Below are 25991 nucleotides of genomic sequence, written 5' to 3'. Positions count from 1 at the left end.
TCATCCAATGGACTTCTTAATCCTTATTGCTTTCGCCATCTCGATTTGGGCGCAATTCCGCGTTCGCGGAACGTTCAATCGCTGGTCGGATGTCAGTGCATCAAGCGGGTTGACCGGTTATCAGGCGGCCCGGCGCATGCTCGACAACAACGGCCTGCACGATGTGCCTGTAGAGCCGGTTCCAGGAACGCTGTCCGACCATTACGATCCGATTCACCGGACCGTCCGCTTGTCTGAATCGGTTTATTACGAAAGTTCAATCTCGGCCATTTCGGTCGCCTGCCATGAGGTAGGACACGCAATCCAACACAAGGTAGACTATCCAATGCTGACACTGCGGCATCGCATTTTCCCAATTGTCAACTTCGCCTCAGGTGTAGCGCCGTTTCTGCTGATTGCCGGCTTCCTCTTCCATGCGACCGGCCTGATCGGCGTCGGCATCATTTTCTTTTCGGTCGCAGTAGCGTTTCAGCTCATCACGCTGCCGGTAGAATTTAATGCAAGCAATCGGGCGCGTGAAGTAATGGTATCCGAAGGCTTCATTACAAATGAAGAAGAGCGCGGCGTCGCCAAAGTATTGAATGCCGCCGCCCTGACTTATGTCGCTGCAGCATTGATTTCCTTGCTGGAGCTTGTGAAATACATCATGATTTTCACAAACAACCGCGACTGAACAAAACCGGCGCGATCCGCTCTGCTGAACGGATCGCGCCGGTTTTTCAAAGCAAAAGAGACCTGTGCCTTAGTGCTTAACCGGTCTATAAACACAATGCCACTCGGGGCCGTGTTAAATAAACAAATTAACTTTGGCATCTGCGGCATCACCCAAATATGCGGCGACCCCAGCATACTCAATACCGTCCAGAAGCTCTTCCTTCTGCAAGCCAAGCAGGTCCATCGTCATTGTGCAAGCCACCAATTTTACTCCTTGCTCTCGTGCCAGTTCAATTAATTGCGGCAGCGTCATGGCGTTGTGCTTTTTCATAACGTGCTTAATCATTTTGGGACCAAGGCCGCCGAAATTCATTTTGGACAGACCCAGCTTGTCCGCGCCGCGCGGCATCATTTTCGCGAACATCGTCTCCAGCCAGCCTTTTTTCACGAGTACCGACTCGTCCTTACGCAGTGCATTCAAGCCCCAGAACGTAAAGAAAATGGTCACCTCATGATCGTAAGCAGCAGCTCCATTGGCAATAATGAACGCAGCTATCGCTTTATCCAATTCCCCGCTAAATAAGACAATCGTCGATTTTTCTTTATTCACTTAAATCTCAATCCTTTCACTCTTTGCTCTTGGATGGGACTTTTATTAGCATTCATCGCTGTCAGCAGTGGTGGTTTGAGCCCCGAAGAAGGGGGAAGCTGCAAAGCCAGTTCGTCTAAGACGGAAGCCACAGACCTTATTTCGCCAATAACCCCTATTTTTGAAATCTAACGGATCTGAGCGATCTTAATTCGACGTTTTCTTGCGAATCGGGCTTCAATATCATCAAATAGCGGCTCACAGTTCCGTTACAATTTCAAATCGGTCGAATTTTCGGAAATAGCGGCCGTGATATCCGTTAGAGTAGGCCACACTAGCCGAAATTCTATAATGTTATAAAAAGCTGCCACTTTCGCGGCAGCCATTTTATTTTCAGGAGCCCTTCTTCACAACAAAGGTAAATACGCCGTTGTCTTCTCTTGTTTCCAGCAGTTCATGATTGGTTTGGTTGACCCATGCCTGGAAATCCTTCTTAGAGCCCTTGTCCGTCGTTTGCAGTTCCATGATTTGTCCAGGTTCCAGCGTATCGATTCCCTTCTTCGCTTTTACGATTGGCATCGGACATGCCAGTCCTTTTGCGTCTACAACCAAGTTTGCCATGTTTGTGTATCTCTCCTTTTCTTAAATTATTTTGAATTAATCTTGCTCTAGTTCGTGCGTCCACGCAGACATGCCGGGAATTACATTTTTGATTTGGGAAAACCCTTTTTCCGTCAGGATTTGGCAAGCCAGATCGCTTCTGCTTCCGGTACGGCACACTACATAATATTCCTTATTTCGATCCAGCGACGAGATTTGCTCTTCAAGCTGGCCCAGAGGGATCGAGATCGCTCCCGGGATACGTCCGAATGCATACTCGGCGGGTTCCCGAACATCGATGATATTCAGCTTTGTTCCTGATGAAATTTTGGAGTGAATCTCACCATTCGTTGTTGTATGCGGGTGCTTTTTCTCCGTTTTCGTATCCGCCTCTTCGGCTTTACGAATAAAGTGGCGAAATACGCCGTCTTCTTCTTTTAAGCCTAAATATTGATGCCCGATACGACTGGCCCAGCCCTTTAGGTCTGCGACTGATCCTTTATCTGTTGCGCGGACTTCCAATACTTCGCCGGGTTTCATTTCATCGACGGCTCTCTTGGTTCGAACTACGGGCAGCGGACAAGCTAGCCCTTCACATTCCAAAGTGCGAACTACCTGCAATGTTGTCATGATAAACCTCCCGTATTTTTAAAATGCTTAGACGCCGTAAACTATGCGTCATGAACCGCGCAGCGATTCGGACCAATCTCCATTTCCCGTTGTTCCTCTTCCGAGGGTGTGATCTTCCCCATGTTCGTTTGCCGAATTTCTTGATAAGCATTCGGCTGCTGCGGTAAATTCTCGGTAACCGTTCTGCGGAATGCGGAAGCTTCTTGAATATTCAATCCCGGATTTTCCTTGTACAGGTCGCCAAGACGTGCTGATACCTTGCCTCCCTTCCCCAGTTCTGTGGACTTGCCAAAATGGGCGGGAAGCACAACAAGTTCTTCAGACAGCTGCTTATAGCGCTCATACAGCGTTGTTCTTAGATCCGATACCCAATCCTCCGCCTTGCCGGCCAGATCGGGACGCCCGATAGATTTCACGAACAAAATATCGCCGGACAGCAGGTACCGATCGTCCACAATTAAGGACGTACTTCCAATCGTATGACCAGGAGAATAGACCGGTTGGATCTTGATTTGTGTATTGCCTACGACGATGGATTCGCCTTCCTCAAGCTTCTCATAGTCGAAAACCACTTCGTCCGCATCTTTTGGCGGTAACCAGTACGTTCCACCTGTTTGTTCGGCTAATTGTCGTCCTCCAGAAATGTGATCGGCATGAAGATGAGTGTCAATTGTATGCTTGATCTTCACACTGTTCTCTTTGGCGTAATCCGCAAAAACATCTGTCATACGAACTGCATCAATAACTGCGGCTTCACCGTTAGAGATGACCATATAAGACAGGCAGCCTTTGCCGATGCGGACAAATTGGACGATTTCACCGCCGCCCTTCAAATCAGCTATCTTAACGGGCTCCAAATGCTCACTCCACGATTTCATGCCGCCTATCAAATAGGAAACATGTTGCTTCCCTGCTTCAACCAACTGCTCGGCGACGAATTTCGAAGAGCCTTCTTTGGCGCATACGACTAGCACTTCTTGATTGTCCGGAATCAGGTCTAGAACCGCTTCGACTCCATCAATCAAATCAAAATACGGTTTGTTGATGACCTTTACCTGATTTCCTTCGATTTTCCAATCTTTAAAGTCACTTTCGTTACGTACATCCAAGATAAATAGCGACTCGTGATTCAGTATTTTTTTCGTCAACTGCGCCGCGGTCATTCCTTGAAGTTGAACTTGATTCGTCAATTTGATTTCCTCCTTAGAATAGAATCGACATCCATATTTTGATTACAGTTGCGGTGATTAGCCATGATGGAAAAGCCAAATCCATCTAGGCTCCTGCCTTTCTAATTTCAATATTTTGTTGTCATGCTCTAATATCTCTTTTTAAATATACCCCACTGGGTATAATTTTGGGCAAAAAAAATTTCTCACTGATTTCCAATCCAAAATTTTCACTCAAAATCTAGAGCGGTACTTAAATTATTATTCAAAAACGCTCCTCTCTTTTTATATACACATACCCGTTAGGGTATGTAAACACTATAATCATTTTGTTTCTGTTCGTCAAGCCCCTTGTAATGGATTTAGAATTATAGGGATAATCATCCATCTAATGTAAAAACAGAAAAACACCCCTTCGTTTAGTATAGTGATTGTGTGCAGCAATACACTACTTTTCAGAAGAGGTGTCCTCTATAAGAAGTTCAGATATACGGCAGCTTATCCGTTTATCGATTTTTGAACCAACTTGCCTCGAGTCAAGGACGGCGTCAGCCGTTTCTTCTCATGTGCGGAACTTAGCCAACAATTCAGAAAGCTCCTTCGATACTCTTTCCAATTTATCCGATAACTGAACTAAGCCCTGACTTATATTCGTCTGCTCGCTGCTTAATGATGCCACTTCCTCCGATGTAGCCGAAGACTCTTCCGCTACAGCACTTACACTGCTCATCGTCTCTGACAGCACCGTCTGTGAACGGCCCAGATTGACTACAGCATCAGTAGCACCGCCCAACCGCTCTGTAAACTGTGCCATCTGCTCTTGTACCGACAGGAAGATTTCATTCGCTTCCTTGACTGAACTGATCTGCTCCCGGAAGAGCGGATAAGCATTCGATAATACATCTACCGTCTCATCGATCTCTTTTTGGATGGTTACAGTTATTTGACCTACTACTTCGATGGACTGGCGAGATTGATCTGCCAGCTTGCGAATTTCATCGGCAACTACCATAAAGCCTTTACCGGCCGTGCCCGCACGGGCAGCCTCAATCGTCGCATTGAGCGACAAAATATTTGTCTGTTTCGTCATATTGTTCAATACTTCCAAAATTTTGCGGATCGAGCGTGTGCTTTCCTTGAGCCGATCCACTTTTTCCACCATGGAACGCACCATCTCTTCGGTTAGTCCCGTTTTCTCAATCAACATCGACATATAGGCAGTGCCTTGATGACTGGACTTCTCTACCTCATCAGCAGAAGCAACCATCTGTCCGTTCGCTTCCATTACCTGCTTCATCTGACTGCTGATCTCGCCGGTAAGGTCGCTCCCCTTTTCCGCTTCAACCGCCAGACTCATTGCGCCGCTGGCAATTTCTTCGGTCGCAATTGCTATCTCCTTGGCGGCGACCGCTGTTTTCTTCGAGGCTTCGGTCAGTTCCCCTGCCGTCATTAATACGTCGCGAGCGGTCTGATTCGTTTGATTCACCAGTACAGTAATTTGTGTCATCATCTGATTGAAACTGTCTGCCAGTTGGCCGATTTCATCCTTGCTCTTAAAGGTTGAGCGCACCGTCAAGTTGCCCTGAGCCCCTTCATTCATTAAATTGCGCAGCTTGCTTAACGGCGTAGCCACCATCCACACAACAAACCAGCCGATACCAATGGCGAGCAGCGCGGCCAAACCGGCGATAATCCAGGTCATCTGCGAAATTTGACCGGCATCCTTCACCAGTTCCTTCACCGGCAAAGTGCCAAGCAATCTCCAATCCATCGATTGAAACTTGTTATACACAGCAAGCACTTCATTGCCAGCTGCATCTGTAGCTTCGATTGAACCGCGATCTTGTGACTTTTTATCGTTAATCGCAGGCAGCCCCACTCCCGATGCAGTACCCAGCAGCTCGACATCGGTATGGTAAACATAATTGTTATTGCCATCTACAATCGCAACTCCGCCTTCTTCGCCAAGCTTCAAATCCTCCAGCTGGCCGGCCAGCTGTTTCATTTGTACTTCAATTACGAGCACATACCGCGCTTCATTGGATGATGTACTTTTGATCAGCCGCGACAATGCAAAGGTCGGATTCGTTCCGCTGTCATTAAGGCCGCTCTTTGATACGGGAAACCACATCGCTTTTCCGTCAAGTTCAATCACCTGCTTGAACCAATCCGCCTTACGCGCTTCTTTAATTTCGTACCCGGTGGAAAGCGACTGCCCGCCTTCTTTAACCGGAATAAGGGCGACATTGGCGATCGATTGATTGCCGATCGCGTATTTTTGCAATGCTTCGTTAATTTTCGACGAAGCTTCAAATTTGGCGTAATCCTCTTTGGAACGTGCGATTACGAGCAAATCGGATTGAATGGAGCGGTCGATTAAAATTTGCATCGATAGTTCTTCATAGTTTTTAAACATTAAATCCAATTTCCCTTTGGACTGCTGCAAAGCAACAGAGGTCGACTCAGCTACTTTGTTCTGAATGATCGTGCGTGCGGTTGAGTAAGAAGATAGACCAACGATTAATACGCAGAGCAGAATGGCAGAAAAAATAATGATAAATAATTTCAACCCAACTGATTTCAGCGGGTTTTGCAGTCGAAGGCTCTTCATCTTCATTGTGAGACACCACCTAAATGTTTTATATGTTTTATTTCATGCAGCTGCAATTATCGCTTGGAACGTCGCTTCCAGCCAACTGAGCCTTATTGCTTATTTCTCCATCTTAATATATCGGACAAATATACCTAAAAAGTTAGATATTTAAGCAAATTTGCGCACAAAAAAAACCTTCCCATGCTTTTTATCGCATGACGAAAGGTTTTTAGGTCTTATGATCTATCTCCTACGAACGAAGCCGCTTTCGCATCATATCCATTTGCTTCACAGCCTGTTCGGTGCGAATAACGACCCGTTGAAGCGGATGGCGCGCAGCATCAAGCTCGGTGCCCTGTTCGTCTGTAATACGCTCGATTACTTGCTTGAACGTTGTGCCGTCAGGACCAAAAAACTCTACTTCCTGGCCAGGCTTAAAGTGATTGCGCTGCTCAATTACAGCCTCTCTCCGCTCCTCATCGTATGCAAGTACAACACCGGCAAAATCGTATGGGGCGGCCTTATCTTCCGGACCGAAGATATGGTCCTCCGCGCCAGGCGTGTCATAGAAAAATCCGGTATTAAGCGGACGATTCGCCGCCTTCTGAATATCGTCTAGCCATTCCTGCTTCAGCTCATAGGTGTCCGGATTTTCCATATACGCGTCGATAGCTTGCCGGTAAGCATGCACAACAGTCGCTACATAGTGCAAGCTTTTCATACGGCCCTCGATTTTGAAGCTATCTACCCCGACCTCGATCATATCCGGAATATGCTCCAGCATGCACAGATCTTTGGAGCCCATCGTAAACTTCTCGTCCTCATCGGCGAAAAGCTGCGCTTCCTGATCGTACAGATCATACTTCCAGCGGCACGATTGGCAGCAGCCGCCGCGATTCGAATCGCGGTCTGTAAAGTGGTTCGACAGCACGCAGCGGCCGGAGAAGGAAGAGCACATCGCCCCATGGATAAATGCTTCCAGCTCAATATCGACATGCGCCTTTATTTCCGCAATTTCCTTGAGGCTCGCTTCACGTGCCAGCACTACCCGCGGGCTGCCCTCTTCCTTCCAAAACTGCACAGTCTGCCAATTCAAAATCGACTGCTGGGTGCTAATATGGACCTCCAGCTTGGGCGCAACGCGCTGTGCCGTCTCTATAATGAGCGGGTCGGCGGCAATGACAGCAGCAATGCCCGCCTCCTGCAAATTGCGCAAATATTCCTCCAGCCCTTCGATATCCTCATTATGCGCATAAATATTAGTCGCAACGAACACTTTGGCGCCATACCGCTTGGCAAATTCGACGCCTTCCTTCATTTCTTCGAAGCTAAAATTATCAGCATTGGAGCGCAAACCATACTTTTGTCCGCCTATATAGACGGCATCCGCCCCGTAATGAACAGCAAACTTTAGTTTTTCCAAATTACCAGCCGGCGCCAGCAGCTCCGGCTTCGATAGACGATGTCTTTTTCCTGTATAAATTGCCAAAAGTCCAGTCACCTCCTGCATGGCTTAATAGATCTGCTCTTTATAGAAAAATCCGAATGACAGCTCGCGATCGGGATGCTGCAGCGCGCGAATCGGATCGAGCCAAGTGTCCTCAAACCGGTAACCTTCCGGATCAGCAGCATAAGCGTCGATCGCTTTCCGATAAGCGCGTATAACCGTCTCATTGTACTCGACTGTCTTCATTAACGGCTCGATACTGAAGCTGTCAATCCCAACCTCAAGCAGCTCGTGCAGGCTTTCCAATATGCATATATCATCGGAGCTCATAATATGAGTCCCATTGCTGTCCTCATAGATCGGATAACGCTCGTCCGGCCGTTCTACTTCAATAAGATATAATCCATCCTCGCGGCTGCCGATTGTTCTGCCGGCCAGCGGCAAAGCCCCCTCCACGCCGGCCGATTGCTGGTGATCGAGATAATTGCCTACGAGCGGCCGCTTGGAATGATAAATATTAGTCATGCCGTGAACCTGCACTTGCACCTCAAGCTTGCAGCTTCTTTTAATCTCCAGCACTTGATCCATATTCAACTCACGGGCAAGCACAAATCTGGAGGCGCCGCGCCGCCCCCAGTACTCCGCTGTAGCATAATTGGTTGATGTCATCTCTGCATTCCAGTGCAGCTTCAAATTCGGTGCGGAAGCACGCGCTGCCATTAAGACAGCAGGATCTCCAAACAGGATCGCATGCACATTGGCAGCCGCCAGCTGTGCTAAATAATCGGGCAGCAAAGCAACCGTATCATTGTCCATCAGATTGTTGACTGCCACATACACGCGTGCGCCGCGCGGATGAGCCCCCTGAACAGCTTCAGCGATTTGCGCCGCATTGCAGTCGCCAGGCAGACGAAGACCGTAGCGGGCTTCGCCCAGCACTACGGCATCAGCCCCGGCTTCGACATATCGCTGCACTTCCTCCAATGAAGCGGCGGCTATAAGCAACTCCGGTTTCTTCATTCTACTTGCTCCTCAATATTAATTCTTATTGCTGTTCCGAATGTTTTCGTTATGCCCTTTTAATGTTCGGGCGAATAAATGCTCATTCGAACCGTCTTTTTTCGTAACGTAGTAAAGATAATCCGTGTCTTCCGGGTAGAGCGCAGCTTGGATCGATTTCAGGCTTGGCGCGGCAATCGGTCCCGGAGGAAGCCCGTCATTTTGGTACGTATTGTAAGGCCCTTCTACTTTCAAATCCTTCTCTACAATCCGTTCTTTCGGCTTGTCAAGCAAGTATTGTACAGTTGCATCAATTTGCAGCCTCATCTTTTGATTCAGCCTGTTGTAGATAACGCTTGAGACAAGCGGACGCTCCGCATCGACTACAACCTCACGCTCAATCAAAGAGGCGATCGTAAGCAGCTCATGCAAATCAAGCCCCCGCTCCGCAAGCGCTTCTTCCCAGCCTGCCGGCAGCGCGCTCAGCTTTCGGTCAAGCTCCTTAAGCATCCGTTCAATAATCGCCTCGGCTGTACTGCCCTTTTCAATTTCATAGGTTTCCGGAAACAGATAGCCTTCCAGACGGTGACGGAGCTTATCGTTAGACGGGATGTTGCGCACTGACTCGGCCTTGCTCCATGTCCGCTCTTTATCGGCAAGCTTAATAAAATCTTCTTTTTTAGGGACAAGCCCGGCTTTTTCCAGAGCCTCGCCAATTTGAACGATCGTGAAGCCTTCCGGAATCGTAACGCGGACGGTTTCTTTTTTCAACGTGCTTCCTGTATTAAGCATCGAGATAATGGTATCTTTATCAGTGCCAGGTTTAATTTCATACACGCCCGCCTGAAAATCCCCCCCCGCTTTTTTTAGCGTCAAATAATATTTGAACAGGAAGGCATCGCGAATAATCCCCTCACTCTCGAGCAGTTCCGCAAACTTGTACGGCGACATTCCTCTTTTGAGCTCTACCTGCTTTGGTTCCCCCGCTTCAGCCGGGCGCAAACCGTTCCACACATAGAAGAGTATTCCACCGACAACAATGATAAACAAAGTGAACATCGTCAGCATGACATATAATGCAAGGCGCAGCCTGCTCGGCTTTCCTCTGCGCTTTTTGTTTTTGGCCGACTTTTTTCTTGATACGCGGCTCTCATTCTCCTCCAAAACCTAATCCTCCGTTCCAAGCAACATCAGCAACTTGCGACAAAATTTGCTCTATACCCGTGGAAAAAGGGCGGTTATTGGCGCCGCCCTTTTTCCTTGAACTTATAGATTCTTACCGGCTATGGCTGATCATCGCCAATAAACAACAGGTCATCATAAGCTTCAGCTGCCGCTTCCCATTCCTCATCGTCATCAATTGACTCCAGCTGAGGCTCGCCGTCCCCTTCCGTCAATATGACACGAAAGAAGGCAACTTCGTCTTCCTTGCGCATTGCAGCTGTCTGCAGGCCGACATAGGCCTGCTCGCCTAAACGAAATTCGGCAGCAATGCGATATAGCTCTGCTGTACCTGCGTCATCAGTAAGCTCAATCTCGTCACCATAAGTTTGCTGTAAAAGATTGATTTTTTCAACCGTACTCAAGCCAGTATCTCCCTTCACCGCTTGCTACGGCTTAATCGTTGTCTTCGAGTTCGCCGAGGAGTGTGTTGAACGTTTCTTCCACCATGTTCCACTCTTCCTCATCTTCAATCGTGTACAGCTTCAAATCATCCCCGTCTTCCTCATAGCGGAAGGCGTACACTTCATCCGCCTCTTCCTCGTCATCTGCTTCGGACTCGGAGGAGGTAAGCGGCACGACCATCATATATTTCTGATCGGAACCGTCTACCTCGAACTTCATGACTACCTCGAATTCTTCCTCGTTGCCTTCTTCATCCGGAATATAGATGATTTCCGGCTCTTCGTACTGCATGTCGTCCTTTGTCATCGTTACCCTCACCTTTTCGTTTTAGAATCGAGATAATTTTGCAAAATGAGCGTTGCCGCCATTTTGTCTACGACTAACTTTCGCTTCTTGCGACTGACGTCCGCCTCAAGCAGTGTTCGCTCCGCGGCCACCGTCGTCAGCCGTTCGTCCCAAAGGTGAACGGGTACATTTAGCTTCTGCTGCAAATCTTGTGCGAATGCGATGCAAATTTCGCCACGCGGACCGATGGTGCCATTCATGTTCTTCGGTAACCCAACCACGATCTCGCTTACTTCGTGTTCATTCGCCAATTGGCCAATCGCTTCGATCTCTCCGCCGTCGCGGCGCTTCTCCACGATTCCGACACTTTGTGCCGTCCAACCGAACGCATCGCTGACCGCAACGCCAATTCTTCGGTCGCCGTAGTCCAATCCCATGATGCGCATAAAGTTTCGGCCCCATTTCATCCTGGTACATGTTCAAGCAGTTGGAAAGTCAGCATTCATTGCCGAAAGAGCGATTAATGACTCTGGAATCCGGCTATTCGCGCTGTGTTAGCTGCGGTGCTGACTTAAGTAGGACCGTACAAGCTCTTCGATCAGCTCGTCGCGCTCTTTTCTGCGTATTAGACTTCTGGCGTTGTTATGACGCGGGATATATGCAGGATCTCCAGACAGCAAATAGCCTACAATCTGGTTGATGGGATTATAATCCTTCTCCTGCAAAGCATCATATACTTGAAGTATAATATCTTTTGAAGAAGTTTCAAGTCCTTCTGCCTTCACATCAAATTTCATCGTCTTGTCCATGGAATTCATCGCCAGCACCTCACTTTCCAAGCTGTGTAACAGCCCATTGATAATTATATCATATCACATTTACTTGGGAGAGAACCAGTTCTTCAGCAATTCGCAGCGCTTCTTCTAATTTTGACGGATCTTTGCCGCCCGCTTGCGCCATATCCGGCCTTCCTCCGCCTCCGCCGCCGCAAGCGGCTGCAGCCGCTTTTACAATTTTGCCGGCATTGAAGCCGCGCTTGACCAGGTCAGGCGATACAGCGGCAACGAGATTCACCTTGTCTTCTGCAGCGGCGCCTACAATAATGACCGAGCTTGGGAGCTTGCCCTTCAACTCGTCTACAATACCCCGCAGAGCATCCATCGAAGGCGCGCTCACTTTTGCTGCCAGCACTGTAACATCGCCAGCCGTCTTCGCTTGCGCTTCCAGCGATCCGGCTTCGATTCTGCTCAGCTTGGATTGCAGCGATTCGCATTCTCTGCTCAATTCTTTATTTTGGGCAAACAACGCCTCAAGCCGTTTTGGCACATCGGCCGTATTGGACTTCAGCATAGCGGCAGCCTGCTTTAACAGCTCAAACTGGCTCTCCATATATTCGTAAGCCGCGCGTCCGGTGACTGCTTCAATCCGTCTGACTCCCGAACCGATCCCGCTCTCGCCAAGCAGCTTGAACAAGCCGATTTGCGCCGTATTGGCAACGTGGCAGCCTCCGCATAATTCGAGACTGTAGCTTCCTACTTGTACGACACGTACAATATCACCGTATTTTTCGCCGAACAGCGCCATTGCACCCATTTCTTTCGCCTCGGCCAGCGATTTGTATTCGATAGTTAGCGGGGTGCCGAGCCAGATTTGCTCATTGACACGGCGCTCGATATCCGCAAGCTCCTCCGGACTGATGCTGCCGAAATGAGAGAAGTCGAAGCGAAGACGATCCGGTTCTACAAGCGAACCCGCCTGATTGACATGCTCGCCCAAAACATCCTTCAGCGCGCGATGAAGCAGGTGAGTCGCGGTATGATTTTTAATCGTTGCCTCACGCATTTCAGCAGTGACGACCGCTTTTACCGCTGCGCCTGCAGTTACAGTGCCGCTGACAACTGCAGCATGGTGAACTGCCTGGCCGTGCGGCGCTTTCGTGACATCCTCAACTTGCAGCTCAAAGCCATCGCCCACTATGCTTCCTTTATCTCCGACCTGGCCGCCGCTTTCCGCATAAAACGGCGTCCGGTTAAGCAGCACGAGCACTTTGCTGCCTGCAGCAGCCTTCTCCACAAGCGTACCGTCTCCCACAATCGCCATAATTTGCGCGCCCTCGACGGTAAGCTGCTCATAACCGACAAACTCTGAAGCCTCTGTAAGATCAGCGAGCGGCCCGCCTTGCACATTCATGCCGCCTGTTTCCTGACGCGCTTCGCGGGCGCGCTTGCGCTGTGCTTCCATCGCTTTGTCAAAACCCGCACGATCGACCGTCATTCCCTGCTCGGCAGCGTAATCCTCTGTCAGATCGAACGGAAAACCGTAGGTGTCATACAGCTTGAACGCATCTTCGCCGCCAATTTCCTTCTGGCCGTTCTCCTCGGCAGTCTTGACCAAATTCGACAGCAGCGCCAGACCGTCGGACAGCGTCTCGTGAAAACGCTCCTCTTCAGTGCGGATTACCTTTTCGATAAACTCGCGCTTCGCTGTAACTTCCGGATAGTATACCCCCATTACGTCACCGACAACACGAACCAAATCATGCAAGAACGGGCGGTCAACGCCAAGCGTTTTGCCATAGCGCACAGCGCGGCGCAGCAGCCGGCGAATGACATAGCCGCGGCCTTCGTTGGAAGGAAGCACGCCATCGCTTACGGCGAAGACGACAGTACGCACATGATCGGCGATTACTTTCAAGGCAATATCGTGATCATTATTTTCCTTGTAGCGCACATTAGCGATTTCACAAGTACGATTAATGATCGGCATGAATAAGTCGGTATCAAAGTTGGAATCAACATCCTGCAAAATCGATGCGAACCGCTCTAGACCGGCTCCCGTATCGATATTTTTGTTGGGAAGCGGCGTATAGCTGCCGTCTTTATTATGATTATATTGCGAAAATACTAAATTCCATACTTCGAGGAAACGCTCATTTTCGCCGCCCGGCCAGCATTCGGGATCTGACAGGTCGCCATACTTTTCGCCGCGGTCGTAAAAAATTTCTGTACAAGGTCCGCAAGGCCCCTCGCCAATATCCCAGAAATTTTCCTCCAGCTTATATATTCGCTCCGCAGGAAGCCCGATTTTTTCATTCCAGAAACGGAAAGCTTCGTCATCCTCAGGATGAATCGTAACCGACAGCCGCTCAGGTTCGAATCCGATCCATTGCGGACTGGTCAGAAACTCCCATGCCCATGTAATGGCCTCTTCTTTAAAATAGTCGCCGATCGAAAAATTGCCGAGCATTTCAAAAAACGTATGGTGGCGTCTTGTCTTGCCTACATTTTCAATATCATTGGTCCGAATACATTTTTGCGAATTGGCGATACGCGGATTATCGGGAATAACGCGTCCGTCAAAATAGGCCTTGAGCGGCGCCATACCGGCATTAATCCACAAGAGCGAAGGATCATTATGCGGCACAAGTGATGCGCTTGGCTCAATATGATGTCCTTTGCTTTCAAAAAATCGCAGCCACTTGGAACGAATCTCACTTGCTTTCATTTCACTATGCCTCCTAATAAATTTGGTTGTACTCCGGCTTCGGAAAATACAAAAAAATCGCCCCTGTCTCAAACAGGGACGATTGTCTTCGCGGTACCACCCTGGTTATTGCCGTCCAGATGCTTCAATGCGAAGCGGCGGCAATCTCCTTAGACGGACGATAACGGGTCCTGAGCCGGTGAATTTGGTTCACTCTCCGAAACGAGCTTTCTGTCATTCTTCGCCATTGGAATTGTTGCAGCCAACGCCCCTTTTCGAATGTACGAAAGAACGCGAAGCAATTCCATCTCTGTTTGACGGGCTATAACATACTTAATGTTTCATCGACGATTTCTGCATATTGACTATAGTCAACAGTATATCGGCTGGAATAGACTGCTGTCAAATGATCTTTCTTCTGACATAATACGCAAAGATATGCTGTAAAATCACTTTCAACGCAGCAAAAATCGGTACAGCCAAAATCATCCCGACAATGCCGGCAATTTCTCCCCCGACAAGCAGGGCAAAAATAATCGAAAGCGGGTGCATATGCAAAGTACGGCCGACGACCTGCGGAGATACAACATTACTCTCAAGAATCTGGCATACCGTGTTGACTAAGACGACCAACAGCATCATTTTGAATGAAATGGTTGAAGCGACAACAAGCGCTGGCGCAGCACCAAAAAACGGCCCCAAATACGGTATGATATTCGTAACGGCGACAACACTGGCCAGCAAAATCGGGTAGGGAATGCCGATCAGCAAGTACCCGATATAGGCCAGAACGCCGACGATGATGCAGACGAGGAATTGGCCGCGGATGTAGCTGCCGAGTGCAGTGTCGATATCTTTCAGCAATCTGATTACATGCTTGCGATGCACCCTTGGGATGTAAGTCAGCGCAGTTCGCTCGAACACATTGAAATCCTTCAAAATGTAGAAAGCGAGAAACGGAATAATAAAAGCGACAAAAACGGCATTGACCATCGTGCCGATATTGTTAATAAAATCAGAAATCGCCTCCGACGCCTGCTTCTCCAGCTTCACCAGCGATTTGTCAAAGCCGTCGCGGATGCTTTCAGGCAAAAACGAGTTGTTGTTCAAGTCATTGACCAGGCTTTGCGCCCGCATAGTCAGGTTGGGCATATGCCGGTTAAGCTGCTCCAATTGCTCGATAAACATCGGGATGGCGTTAATAAGAATAACGGCAAGCGAGGCGCAAAAAACGGCATAGATAAGCAAAATTGCAATTGTCCGCGGCATTCTCCGCTCGCCCAGCAAACTGACAATCGGATTCAATACATAAGAAATGATCATTGCTATAAGGAAAGGAGCGAGGACGGCCTTTAGAAAGCCGTACACCTGAACGATCAGCGGCTTAATCAGCAGCAGCAAATAAAGAGCGACAAGCCCGAGAATAATATAAACCAGCAGCACGAACAGACGATTATTGGTGAATCGCTCCATTCCGGCTTGCCCCCTCCTGTCCCAATTTGTGTTGTAATCAGTATATGTACAAGTCGTCCTCTTCATCCCAATTCACAAAAAAGAGAGCTGCTCTGGCAGCAAACATATGCTGCTGCCAGAACAACTCTCTTTACGCGTCTCGTTTAATTCGCATGAATTTGCGGTAATTCCTCTTCAAAGAACAGGTCGTCAAGCGAGCTTAAAGTACCGTCTTCTTCCACTTGGTAGACCGACATTTTATCTCCATTAACAGTCAGTTCAATGAAGCATCCCCAGCAATAAAACTGATGGGATCCGATTTTCCCGATATCTTTCGAGTTACAGTTGGGACATCTCATGGTTCATTTCTCCCTATATCCGAATCAGAAGCAGTGACCGTCTCCAGCCGATCTTCACTGCCGGCAGGAACTATAATCACATCTTCCCCAAGCATGACGGTATCGGGATCAGGCGGAACGGGCAGCCAACGTCGACCTTCCATCAAATCCGCTATGAAACCGTCTGTAAGCTCGTAGCCTACTATTTGTGTTCCCAGTATTTCATTAAAATAAACATCTGATATGCGACCTAATTGCTCACCGTCTGTCGTTACGACCGGCAAGTCTTTCAGCCGATTGGAGCCGGTAAGAAAAGTTCGGCATACTTCATCAGGCTTCGCTTTGCGGACAGCAGTATCATTCATTATCAAAACTGCGTCTTCTCCGCAGATGAGCACATCGCGCCACAGGATAGATTTCATAGCGGATAAGAAGCGGCGTCCGCCCTCTAAAATAATCCCCGTAAGCTGCCAATGCTCATCGAACCATGCGTCCTTAACATGTCCGATCTGCTTGCCTGTGTCTATTTCCAATACAGGAAGACCAATCATATGCTGAAGTTTAATCAAGTCCGGGAAAGCCTCCTAGGCAGTAGTACGAACGCGGCGCAAAATCGTTTCAATTTTTTTTGCCGCAATTTCGATTTCCTCCATAGTATTTCCCAAACCGAAGCTAAATCTGACAGCTGATTGCAATCTTTCTGCCGGCAGCCCCATCGCATGCAGCACATGGGAGGGCTCAAGCGCCCCGGCAGTGCATGCGGAACCGCTCGAAGCCGCAATGCCCTCTAGGTCCAAATTCATTAGCATAGTCTCGGTATCGACACCGATAAAGCTTACATTGATAATGTTTGGCACATACTGTGAGGGATGACCATTTACAACGATTGATGACGTCTGCGCCATCGCTTGCAAACACTCTACCCATCTAAGACGAAGCTCGTCCAAAAAAAGTTTCCTTGCTGCCATATTTTTCACAGAAAGTTCAACTGCTTTGGAAAATCCGGCGATTCCGGCCAGGTTCTCCGTCCCTGCCCGCCGCTTCCGTTCTTGAGAGCCGCCGTGAATAATCGGATGAAATGGAGTGTGCCGCGAAATGTATAATGCTCCTACACCTTGGGGTCCATTTACTTTATGGGCGGAGAAGCTCATTAAATCAACAGGTAAAGTACGCAGATCAATGGGCATTGAGCCAAGCGCCTGAACCGCATCGACATGAAACAATACGCCGCGGCGGCGTGCGATTTCGCCAATTTCGGCAATCGGCTGAATCGTTCCTGTCTCATTATTGACATAGATCACACTAATGAGGGCGGTGTCTGGTTCGATTGCCGCTTCAACATCAGCCGGAGCAACGATCCCATACTCATCTACAGGGAGAATCGTCAGACGAAAACCTTCCTCCTCAAGTGCTTCACATGTATGCAAAACCGCATGATGTTCGACGGCGGTAGTTATTATATGTCGCTTACCTCTATTGCGCATCGCATAAGCCGCACCCGCAATAGCAGCATTGTCACTCTCTGTGCCGCCTGAAGTAAATACAAGCTCTGCTGCTGAACTGCCAATCTGTGCGGCGATGCAATCTCGCGACCGATTAAGCAGTTGTCTGGCTGCTCGTCCGAAACTATGCGTGCTGGATGCATTACCTGTCATTGAAGTGTATACATCCAGCATTGCTTGCACAGCCTCGGGATGAACCGGGGTCGAGGCAGCATGGTCAAAATAGTACTGCATCCCATGCATCCATCCTTTAAGCAAGGTTTGGCCGGAACCGCAAGCGGCAACGCTTAGCGGCTTCGATAGGCCATCAAATGTAAAACATATAGGAATCCAAATGACCGTCTTCCTTATAGGAAACCAAGTCCGCAAGTGTCGTTGAATCCAACACTTGGGCAATGCTGTCGCGGATGCGAAGCCATAGATCGCGCTTGGCCGGATCGTCTTCTTCCGTAAAATCCACCGGAGAGATAGGTCCTTCCAATATACGAATGATATCGCCGGCCGTAATGGATTCCGGTTCCCGGGAAAGAATATAACCGCCGTATGCGCCGCGAATGCTTTTTACCAAACCGGCATTGCGCAGCGGAGCGATTAATTGCTCCAAGTAGTGTTCCGAAAGTCCATTCCGTTCAGCAATGCTTTTCAATGAAGTCGGTCCTTCACCAAACTTCGTGGACAATTCCATCATAATCGTTAAACCATACCGGCCTTTGGTCGATATTTTCAACTACAGCACCTCTTCTCCGAAACGTACAAGTGGCTATACCACGGTTGAAGTCTTGCCTGCTGGCAATCCATTTGTTAATCATTGTATTCCCATTACATATCTATGTTAACACACTCAAGCCGTTTTTGGTGAAAAAAGCTTGACTATCTCATGAAAAAGTTATTCAATTTGTGCTACAATGAAGAAATCTGCAGGAAAGCTTAACTGCATATGATATAAGGTGGTGGATTTAGCAATGAATAATGACAATGCTTCAACAAGAGTCGTAGTCGGTATGTCCGGCGGCGTAGATTCATCCGTTACCGCCCTTCTGCTCAAGCAGCAAGGCTACGATGTGATCGGCATTTTTATGAAAAACTGGGATGATACCGATGAGTTCGGCCACTGCACCGCTGAAGAGGATGCAGAAGATGTCCGCCGCGTATGCGACCAAATCGGGATCCCTTACTATACAGTTAATTTCGAGCAAGCGTACTATGACAAAGTATTTGCTTACTTTCTGGAGGAATATCGCCGCGGCCGGACGCCTAATCCGGACGTCATGTGCAATCGTGAAATTAAGTTCGGCGATTTTCTCAAAAAAGCGCTCGATTTGGGCGCCGACTATTTGGCTACCGGCCATTATGCCCGCGTTGAGCGGACTGCGGACGGTCAGACCAGGCTGCTGCGCGGCGCAGACAGCAACAAAGACCAGACCTATTTCCTGCATGCTTTAAATCAGAAGCAGCTAAGCAAGGCGATGTTCCCGATCGGTCATCTGCCGAAGCCGGAGGTGCGGCGAATTGCTGAGGAAGCCGGACTAGCCACCGCTAAGAAGAAGGATAGCACCGGCGTTTGTTTTATCGGGGAACGTGATTTCAAAACCTTTTTAAGCGGCTATCTGCCCGCCCAGCCCGGTCCGATGATCGATATTGTCAGCGGAGAGCAAAAGGGACGGCACGACGGATTGATGTACTACACGCTCGGGCAGCGGCAAGGACTCGGCATTGGCGGCTCCGGCAGCGGCGAGCCCTGGTTCGTGGCTTCCAAGGATTTGAAAGAAAATATTTTGTACGTCGTACAGGGAGACAAGCATCCAAGCCTGTACTCTAAGGGATTGACGGCCACAGACGTCAACTGGATCCCTCCCGACAAGCCGCAGGCCGAGCTGCGCTGTACAGCAAAATTCCGCTACCGCCAGCCGGATCAAGGCGTCACCATCGCTTTCCGCGAGGACGGATCCACAGTGGACGTCAAGTTCGATGAGCAGCAAAAAGCGATTACCCACGGGCAAGCAGTCGTCTTTTATGACGGCGAGATATGCCTTGGCGGCGGCACGATTGATCAGGTTCACCACGTATAAAAGATGACCTCCTGGCAAACGGACTGTTAAGGCGAATTGCCTTCGGTCAGCCCTCCTGCCAGGAGGTTATTTTTGGTCAAAATATTTGAACATTAGGAATGAATAACGTTAACAACAAAATAGCTCGCATCAACCCCGAATTTATCAGCCAGCGCTTTGATCATGTCCGACTGCAGATCTGCTGCAGATTTGTACTGCTTCCCGGCGAGCACACCGTTCACAGTATCATCTACCTGCTGCTCGGATAACTCCTCCACTTTTACTTGATCAAATATCGTATATTTCGCTTCTACCTTTACGATAAAATCCCGATTGCGGGCGGAACTGTAGCTGGAGAAATGGACGACATCCTCTGCGCGAAGATCGTAGACAAAATCATTTAGCTCAACGATCATATTCTTTCCTCTATACTTCACATGCAGCTCATGTTCAAACTGCGCCGCTTCTTCCCGGCTCATATCCGAGACGCGGATATCGAGCTTAACATACTGAAAGCTATGCTGGGCCGCCCACTGCTTCGGCGATTGCTCCTGCTGCAGCACATCTTCATACTTTTGATAATACGTTCTCCCATCGATGGCGTAGGATACAATTTCATAGTTGATCGTCATATTCGCTCCTGCCTGCTTTGCTTTTGCTGCCATCTGGACAAGCTCAGCTTGCAACTTGCGGGCCAGATCCCGCTGGCTCAACGCATCGTAAGATTTGTCCGTGATCATTTTTTTAATATCGTGAAAACTTCGGGTGAAAATCCGCTCTTTTTCTTTCATTGTAATGCTGTTCTTATCTTTTATCTCCTCTTCATATGCCAGTTCCAGCATAATTTCATGCTCAATGCCCTTGGCATCCTTCTTGAAAACACTGAATGCCGTACTCAACCCGCTTTGCGCACGATCGACATACGAAGAGGAAATGCTCACTCCCTCAAGCTCTGCCGATTTTTTTATTTTTTCCATTTGCTCCGCCTCTGCTTGCTCCAGCTTGGCTTCAACTTGCGCTACAGTCATCTCTTTCCAATTTGCTCCCAGCAGCTTCTCATAGTCATACTCTGCTTCGCCCGCTTCCATCCCAACCGAATAAGTCGTGGCGCCGCTCATGCGATCACTTGCAAAATGCCGGGCCGCTAGCTCCGACTGCCCTGATTGCCTTTCTGCTTCCTCGTTCTCAGCGAACACGGCCCCCGACACCAGCGTTCCAAGCAGTACACAACATGGGAGCACTATACTTTTTCTTTTTTTGCCGCTATCCAAAATAGCGCTTAACCGGTTTTTCATTTCTTTTCGACCTCCATAAAAAGTAGTGGAAAATGCAGTCTTACTTGACGTCTGCTTCCGGATTACACCAAGGATCATCGCCCCGTACAGCTTTCTGTTTTCGATACCGGTATGCGCAAGTACCGCTTCATCGCAGGCCTTCTCGCACTGGATTGCAATGGCGCGCGCCATCAGATGCACGAACGGGTTAAACCAATGGATCGCCGTTGCCGCCAAAACGGCAATTTTGTACCATAAATCACTGCGTCTCCAGTGAATGAGTTCATGCTTGAAAATAAACCGCAATTCATCGGGCGTAAATGTATGTACGGGCAATAGAATGACTGGCCGCACAAAACCAATCATCATCGGACTGGCGATGAACGGGCAAGCCTTTAGCGTCACAGGCTGCGATATTTTCATTTCCGCTTGCTGCTGAGCTAAAATTTCCAGCATAGCGTGATCGGTTATCCGGCTGCTCCAGCGTTTTACCAGACTCATAAATTTGCGATGATTAATCACATGGAACAAAAGAAAAATGACGGCACCGGCAATCCACACATAGCTTGCAGCCTGATACCAATCGACGGATGCAAGCAGCGAAGCGCCGTTTGGCCTTGCCAATTCCGCCGTCCCGTCCGCAGCAGCTCCTCCTGCCGCTTCTGCACCAACAGCTATTCCCGACGCAAATGGCGGGGACCAAATATCATGCTGTCCGGCCTTTGCAGATGATGCAGGCTGCTCAAACGCAATGAGCGGAGATGCTATCTGCGGCCGAAACGGAATCAATAGTCCGATGACGATTACGAGCCAAGTATAGTACAGCCACTTGGCGGAATACTTCCGCTTGTTGGACAACCATGGCTGAAGAAGGAGAAAGCATATGATCAAAAACGACATCACAATCGTGCTTTGCCCCCATGCCATCAACAATTTCTCCATCCTGCCTCACTCCTTTTCCTTCAACCACCTCATCAGATCATCCAAATCGCCATCATCCAGCTTTCGGCCCTTGTACAGCGTATTGACCAGACTTAAAAAAGAGTTTTGATGAAACTTTTCGATGAAATTGCCCGTTTCGAACTGCAAATATTCCTCCTCCGTAATAAGCGGGAAATAGGTCCGTTCCTTGCCCTTCTTTTCGCTCCGTAAAAAACCGCGCTCAGTAAGCCGCACCAGTAAAGTAAGCACTGTTTGCGGTTTCCAGCTGTTACCGCTCTCCAAACCGGCAATTATTTCATTAGTAGTGAGCGGCGGCTCATGCGACCAAACTGCTTTCATAATCTCAAACTCAGCATCAGGAAGTTTTTTCATACTGCTCACAACAGATCGCCTCCGTTTTCTACAACTGTCTTTTTTATATTCTACAATTGTCGTTTATAAAAGTAAAGAGGGTCCAGCTATTTTTTTAGACGGCTGCTGCCGCACGCCAACGTTATACTTGCTCCATACAAAAAGGGCGCCCCAAATTTTAATTTTGGGGACACCCTTCGAATTAACTGGCGCCTACTTGCAGCTCAGACTGCTGCAGGTTCTCGGCCTGTTGTTCGCTCTGACTTAATTTATGCACGATAATCCGGGAAATACGCAGATGGTCGGTCTCTTCTATAATAAATTCATAACCGTCCGGATGAACAATGCGCTGATTGCGCGATGGCGGAATTTCAATTTGCGAATACAGCCACCCGCCAATTGTATCATAATCGTCCGTCGATATATCCAGCCCGAAGAAACTGTTGACTTCCTCAATCAGCATCATGCCGTTTACCGAGAAAGTATTGTCGTCCCGACGTTCGATATCGGGGCGTTCTTTGTCAAATTCGTCCTGGATCTCGCCGACGATTTCTTCCATAATGTCTTCTAGCGTAACCATTCCCGATGTGCCGCCATATTCATCGATCAGCAATGCAATTTGTGTCTTTTTCTTCTGCATCAGCTTGAGCAATGAACTGATCTGCATCGATTCCGGCACAGTCGTAATCGGCCACGCCATCGATCGTATATCTTGAACCCCTTGCGTTGACGCTTTAAGCAAATCTTTTATATGAACAAATCCGATAATATTATCCTTATCGCCGTCGCATAATGGAAAACGGGTATGCAGCTCTTTAAGAGCTACAGCTTTATTGTCCTCGAACGGCTGATCGGCATACAAGCAGATCATCTCCGTGCGGGGAATCATAATTTCACGGGCATTGGTTTCCGCAAATTCAAAAATATTATCCACTAACGTCAGCTCAGTATTATCAATTAATCCGGACTTGTGGCTTTCCTTCATTAAAATCCGGATCTCTTCTTCCGTATGGGCCGAATCATGCTCGGCGGCCGGTTCTATGCCAAACAATTTCTTCAAAATCCAGTTGGCCGTGCCATTCAGCAGCCAAATAAAAGGATACATCACCTTATGAAAGGCGATCAGCGGCAGAGCTGTCCACATTGTCACAGATTCCGCCTTGCGGATTGCAATCGTCTTGGGAGCCAGTTCGCCCAGTACGATATGCAGCAAAGTAATGATCGAAAACGCGATAATAAATGCAATGGAATGAATCAGTGTGGCATTGAAGCCCAGTTTTAACAGCAGCGGTTCAATCGTCTTCACGATCGCTGGTTCACCAATCCACCCTAACCCAAGAGACGATAATGTAATTCCTAATTGACAAGCAGATAAATAAGCATCGAGATGATTCGTTACATTGGCGGCAAATCGCGCGCGGCGATTGCCCTCCATGGCCAGCGTATCGATTCGGCTGCTTCTGACCTTTACCATCGCAAACTCAGCCGATACGAAAAAGCCATTCAAAAATACGAGCAACATAATTACAATCCCATTCAACAGTATGGGTAACGGGTCACTCAACTATTCCCTGTGCATCAGGCGCCTTGCAGCAAGTCGGCTCGCCCAATGACAGGTACACCTCCCTCTGGACATAAAATAACGACTTATAAAAATTTGTTATAATACTAGATTAGTCGATTGTACTTACTTCCGTCAAACTTCGGTTTAGGAGCAAGAACGCCGTTTTCCGCTTATATTTCATGTTTATGGCGCTATGGTCAGCCTTTATGCGCCTTTTACTGACTCCTGCTCAGTTTTAATACTTGGCAGCCCATTATTTCCCGTTTCTTCGGGATTGATTTATTTTTATTTTCTCCTCCATGCCTTGTTCTGTCGCGCGATAAAAGCTTTTCCCGGCCAGACGGTCAGGCAAATATTGCTGCTTAACATAGTGCCCCGGATAATCATGCGGATATTTATAGCCGACATGCCCAAGCCTTTCTGCGCCGCTATAATGTGTATCCCGCAAATGAAGAGGCACCTCGGCTGTGCCAAGCTGTTCGATTGCATGCATGGCATTGCTGATGGCAATCGCCGCCGCGTTCGACTTCGGGCTTTCTACAGCAAACAAAATCGCCTGCGTAATATTGTATTTAGCCTCCGGCCAGCCAATCTTATGATAGGCGTCCATTGCCGTTACAGCCTGTACCATCGCTTGCGGATTGGCCAAACCGATATCTTCACTGCAGGCTACAATTAAGCGGCGGACAAATACCATCGGGTCCATACCAAGCTTTTCCACCGCATACAAAAACCAAAACAATGCCGCATCGCTGGAGCCGCGCACACTTTTATGAAAAGCGGACAGTACATCGTACTGCGTCGACTCATCTGCCCGTATAGTCGGCTTGCGAATCGATTCCTCGGCAACTTCAAGCGTAATATGGACAGAGCCGTCCGGTCTGGATGGCGTTGTAACAGCAGCTAACTCAATTGCATTCAGCGCGCGGCGGATGTCTCCGCCAGCCATATTCGCAATATGCTCCAAAGCTTCCTCGTCAACCTCCAGATCCATAAAACCGAGCCCCCGCTCTTTGTCCGCAAGCGCCCGCCGCATCGCTTCCAGTGCATCCGCCCGTGTCAAAGCCTCCAGCTGAAATAATGTGGAACGGGACAATAATGCGCCATTCACGTAATGAAACGGATTTTCAGTCGTAGCCCCGATAAAAATAATAATTCCCTGCTCTACCGCCGGAAGCAATGCGTCCTGGCGCGAGCTGTTGAAGCGATGGACCTCATCTAAAAAGAGAATCGTTTTTTTACCGTACATCGCTTTATTCATTTTGGCTTGCTCGATCACTTCGCGCACATCTTTGACCGATGCATCGACTGCGTTCAACTTGACAAACTCGCCTTGTGTGCGCTGTGAAATAATGTGAGCCAGTGTCGTTTTTCCGCAGCCCGGCGGGCCATAAAGCAAAATCGACGATACTTGATCCGCTTCAATTGCCCGCCGCAGCAGCTTTCCTTCGCCGACAATATGGGATTGTCCAATATACTGCTCGATCGTTGCCGGACGCATGCGGTCAGCGAGCAATTTTGCCCGGGGCGTCTCCGGCTCGTTCTGAAAAGAGAATAAATCCATTATCATCCCTCTTTCCCTTGTTAACCATTGTGAGAAAAAATCCGCTGATCACCGCATCAGAACAGCCGCAGGATCAACGGATTAGGAGGCATTCCCTCTACTCTTAAGCTTCAGCCGCCATTAAATCCTTCACGACGACACTAACCATAATTAGTCCGGCTACAGGCGGCACAAAGGAATTGCTTGCCGGCGGCTGCTGCGCTTTGCGAATTTCCGGCGCATTTTCCGGCACAATCCGCTGTGTCACATCCTCCCGCGGCTTTTGCGGCTCCTCTGTGGAGAATACAACCTTTACGCCTTTTTTAATGCCGTCCTTGCGCAATTTCGTACGGACAACACGAGCGATCGGATCCATCGTCGTCTTGGAAATGTCCGCAACCTGGAACTTGGTTGGATCCATCTTGTTAGCGGCTCCCATGCATGAAATAATCGGAATTTTCCGCTTCAGACACTCTTTGATGAGATGGATTTTGTACGATATCGTATCTGACGCATCCAGAACATAATCCAGCGGATATTGAAACAATTGCTCATAAGTTTCTTCCGTGTAAAACATCCGCAGCGATATACAATCGCACTCCGGATTAATAAGCTTGATTCTTTCCTTCATTAAATCCGATTTCGGTTGTCCGACCGTTGTCGTCAGTGCATGAATTTGCCGGTTAATATTGGTTATGTCAACTACATCTTTATCAATCAGAATAATACGGCCAATGCCTGTTCGGGCAAGCGCTTCTGCCGCCATTGAGCCGACACCACCTACCCCAAGCACAGCGACCGTACTTTTCCTCATCCGTTCCAGACCCTCAGGCCCTATAGCCAGCTCTGTTCGCGAAAACTGGTGCAGCATATATGCAGCACGCCTCCTCGTCTTCATATAA

Annotated in this window: 25 protein-coding genes; 2 read left to right on the top strand and 23 right to left on the bottom strand. The window is 48.6% G+C overall.

All coding sequences use genetic code 11. From position 1 onward, the window contains the following. Positions 1-7: 7 nt before the first annotated feature. Complete coding sequence (locus ACFQ0N_RS19210; RefSeq protein WP_379329331.1) at positions 8-673, top strand: zinc metallopeptidase; 666 nt, start codon at positions 8-10, stop codon at positions 671-673. Between the two features lie 114 nt (positions 674-787). Here ACFQ0N_RS19210 and ACFQ0N_RS19205 read toward each other — a convergent pair whose 3' ends face one another. From ACFQ0N_RS19205 to cymR, 18 genes are all read right to left on the bottom strand, one after another. Further along, the gene (locus ACFQ0N_RS19205) at positions 788-1264 is read right to left on the bottom strand and encodes a DsrE/DsrF/DrsH-like family protein (RefSeq protein WP_379329083.1); all 477 of its coding nucleotides are present in this window, start codon (positions 1262-1264) and stop codon (positions 788-790) included. 372 nt (positions 1265-1636) lie between these two features. Continuing rightward, positions 1637-1864 (bottom strand): sulfurtransferase TusA family protein, encoded by a 228-nt coding sequence (locus ACFQ0N_RS19200; RefSeq protein WP_379329081.1) that lies wholly within the window; start codon positions 1862-1864, stop codon positions 1637-1639. Positions 1865-1900: 36 nt separating this feature from the next. Further along, positions 1901-2473 (bottom strand): sulfurtransferase TusA family protein, encoded by a 573-nt coding sequence (locus ACFQ0N_RS19195; protein WP_379329079.1) that lies wholly within the window; start codon positions 2471-2473, stop codon positions 1901-1903. 41 nt (positions 2474-2514) lie between these two features. Then, entirely contained in the window at positions 2515-3636 is a 1122-nt protein-coding gene (locus tag ACFQ0N_RS19190; RefSeq protein WP_379329329.1) for an MBL fold metallo-hydrolase, read from the bottom strand. Positions 3637-4204: 568 nt separating this feature from the next. After that, entirely contained in the window at positions 4205-6259 is a 2055-nt protein-coding gene (locus tag ACFQ0N_RS19185) for a methyl-accepting chemotaxis protein (protein ID WP_379329077.1), read from the bottom strand. A 226-nt stretch (positions 6260-6485) separates the two neighbouring features. Beyond that, positions 6486-7745: a peptidase U32 family protein gene (locus ACFQ0N_RS19180; RefSeq protein ID WP_379329075.1), complete on the bottom strand. Its 1260-nt coding sequence runs from the start codon at positions 7743-7745 to the stop codon at positions 6486-6488. Positions 7746-7748: 3 nt separating this feature from the next. Further along, complete coding sequence (locus ACFQ0N_RS19175) at positions 7749-8702, bottom strand: peptidase U32 family protein (protein WP_379329073.1); 954 nt, start codon at positions 8700-8702, stop codon at positions 7749-7751. Positions 8703-8720: 18 nt separating this feature from the next. Beyond that, positions 8721-9845: an endolytic transglycosylase MltG gene (gene mltG, locus ACFQ0N_RS19170; protein ID WP_379329071.1), complete on the bottom strand. Its 1125-nt coding sequence runs from the start codon at positions 9843-9845 to the stop codon at positions 8721-8723. Positions 9846-9964: 119 nt separating this feature from the next. Further along, the gene (locus tag ACFQ0N_RS19165; RefSeq protein ID WP_379329069.1) at positions 9965-10267 is read right to left on the bottom strand and encodes a DUF1292 domain-containing protein; all 303 of its coding nucleotides are present in this window, start codon (positions 10265-10267) and stop codon (positions 9965-9967) included. A gap of 31 nt (positions 10268-10298) precedes the next feature. After that, positions 10299-10613 carry a DUF1292 domain-containing protein gene (locus ACFQ0N_RS19160; protein ID WP_379329067.1) on the bottom strand — a complete coding sequence of 105 codons (315 nt, stop codon included), beginning with the start codon at positions 10611-10613 and terminating at the stop codon, positions 10299-10301. A gap of 8 nt (positions 10614-10621) precedes the next feature. Further along, a complete protein-coding gene (ruvX, locus tag ACFQ0N_RS19155) occupies positions 10622-11038 on the bottom strand; it encodes a Holliday junction resolvase RuvX (RefSeq protein WP_379329065.1) in 417 nt (138 codons plus the stop codon). A 108-nt stretch (positions 11039-11146) separates the two neighbouring features. Beyond that, positions 11147-11410 carry an IreB family regulatory phosphoprotein gene (locus ACFQ0N_RS19150; protein WP_379329062.1) on the bottom strand — a complete coding sequence of 88 codons (264 nt, stop codon included), beginning with the start codon at positions 11408-11410 and terminating at the stop codon, positions 11147-11149. 49 nt (positions 11411-11459) lie between these two features. Continuing rightward, positions 11460-14096, bottom strand: a complete 2637-nt coding sequence (gene alaS / locus ACFQ0N_RS19145) for an alanine--tRNA ligase (protein WP_379329060.1) — start codon at positions 14094-14096, stop codon at positions 11460-11462. 381 nt (positions 14097-14477) lie between these two features. Next, entirely contained in the window at positions 14478-15548 is a 1071-nt protein-coding gene (locus ACFQ0N_RS19140; protein ID WP_379329058.1) for an AI-2E family transporter, read from the bottom strand. 143 nt (positions 15549-15691) lie between these two features. Further along, the gene (locus ACFQ0N_RS19135) at positions 15692-15886 is read right to left on the bottom strand and encodes a hypothetical protein (protein WP_379329056.1); all 195 of its coding nucleotides are present in this window, start codon (positions 15884-15886) and stop codon (positions 15692-15694) included. Next, positions 15883-16434 carry a PRC-barrel domain-containing protein gene (locus tag ACFQ0N_RS19130; RefSeq protein WP_379329054.1) on the bottom strand — a complete coding sequence of 184 codons (552 nt, stop codon included), beginning with the start codon at positions 16432-16434 and terminating at the stop codon, positions 15883-15885. Before ACFQ0N_RS19130 ends, ACFQ0N_RS19135 begins: the two co-directional genes overlap by 4 nt. 15 nt (positions 16435-16449) lie before the next feature. Then, entirely contained in the window at positions 16450-17601 is a 1152-nt protein-coding gene (locus ACFQ0N_RS19125) for a cysteine desulfurase family protein (RefSeq protein WP_379329052.1), read from the bottom strand. A gap of 73 nt (positions 17602-17674) precedes the next feature. Next, positions 17675-18094 (bottom strand): cysteine metabolism transcriptional regulator CymR, encoded by a 420-nt coding sequence (cymR, locus tag ACFQ0N_RS19120; protein WP_379329050.1) that lies wholly within the window; start codon positions 18092-18094, stop codon positions 17675-17677. A 235-nt stretch (positions 18095-18329) separates the two neighbouring features. On the opposite strand from cymR, the gene mnmA reads away from it, so the two are divergent. Beyond that, positions 18330-19436 (top strand): tRNA 2-thiouridine(34) synthase MnmA, encoded by a 1107-nt coding sequence (mnmA, locus tag ACFQ0N_RS19115; protein WP_379329048.1) that lies wholly within the window; start codon positions 18330-18332, stop codon positions 19434-19436. Positions 19437-19528: 92 nt separating this feature from the next. Here the strand turns inward: mnmA and ACFQ0N_RS19110 are convergent, their stop codons facing one another. The 5 genes from ACFQ0N_RS19110 to ACFQ0N_RS19090 form a co-directional block, all read right to left on the bottom strand. Continuing rightward, positions 19529-21631, bottom strand: coding sequence for a M56 family metallopeptidase (locus tag ACFQ0N_RS19110; RefSeq protein WP_379329046.1), 2103 nt, complete (start codon positions 21629-21631; stop codon positions 19529-19531). Positions 21632-21637: 6 nt separating this feature from the next. Then, positions 21638-22003, bottom strand: a complete 366-nt coding sequence (locus ACFQ0N_RS19105) for a BlaI/MecI/CopY family transcriptional regulator (RefSeq protein WP_379329327.1) — start codon at positions 22001-22003, stop codon at positions 21638-21640. A gap of 181 nt (positions 22004-22184) precedes the next feature. Further along, a complete protein-coding gene (locus ACFQ0N_RS19100) occupies positions 22185-23504 on the bottom strand; it encodes a hemolysin family protein (protein WP_379329044.1) in 1320 nt (439 codons plus the stop codon). Between the two features lie 295 nt (positions 23505-23799). Continuing rightward, positions 23800-25110, bottom strand: a complete 1311-nt coding sequence (locus ACFQ0N_RS19095) for a replication-associated recombination protein A (protein WP_379329042.1) — start codon at positions 25108-25110, stop codon at positions 23800-23802. 103 nt (positions 25111-25213) lie between these two features. Beyond that, positions 25214-25960, bottom strand: a complete 747-nt coding sequence (locus tag ACFQ0N_RS19090; RefSeq protein WP_379329040.1) for a tRNA threonylcarbamoyladenosine dehydratase — start codon at positions 25958-25960, stop codon at positions 25214-25216. Positions 25961-25991 lie beyond the last annotated feature (31 nt).

The sequence above is a fragment of the Paenibacillus sp. GCM10027626 genome (assembly GCF_042676285.1).
In the GTDB taxonomy this organism is placed as follows: Bacteria; Bacillota; Bacilli; order Paenibacillales; family Paenibacillaceae; genus Paenibacillus_Z.
The sequence above is the reverse complement of the archived record's forward strand: the minus strand, read 5'-3'. Positions and strand labels throughout refer to the sequence as shown.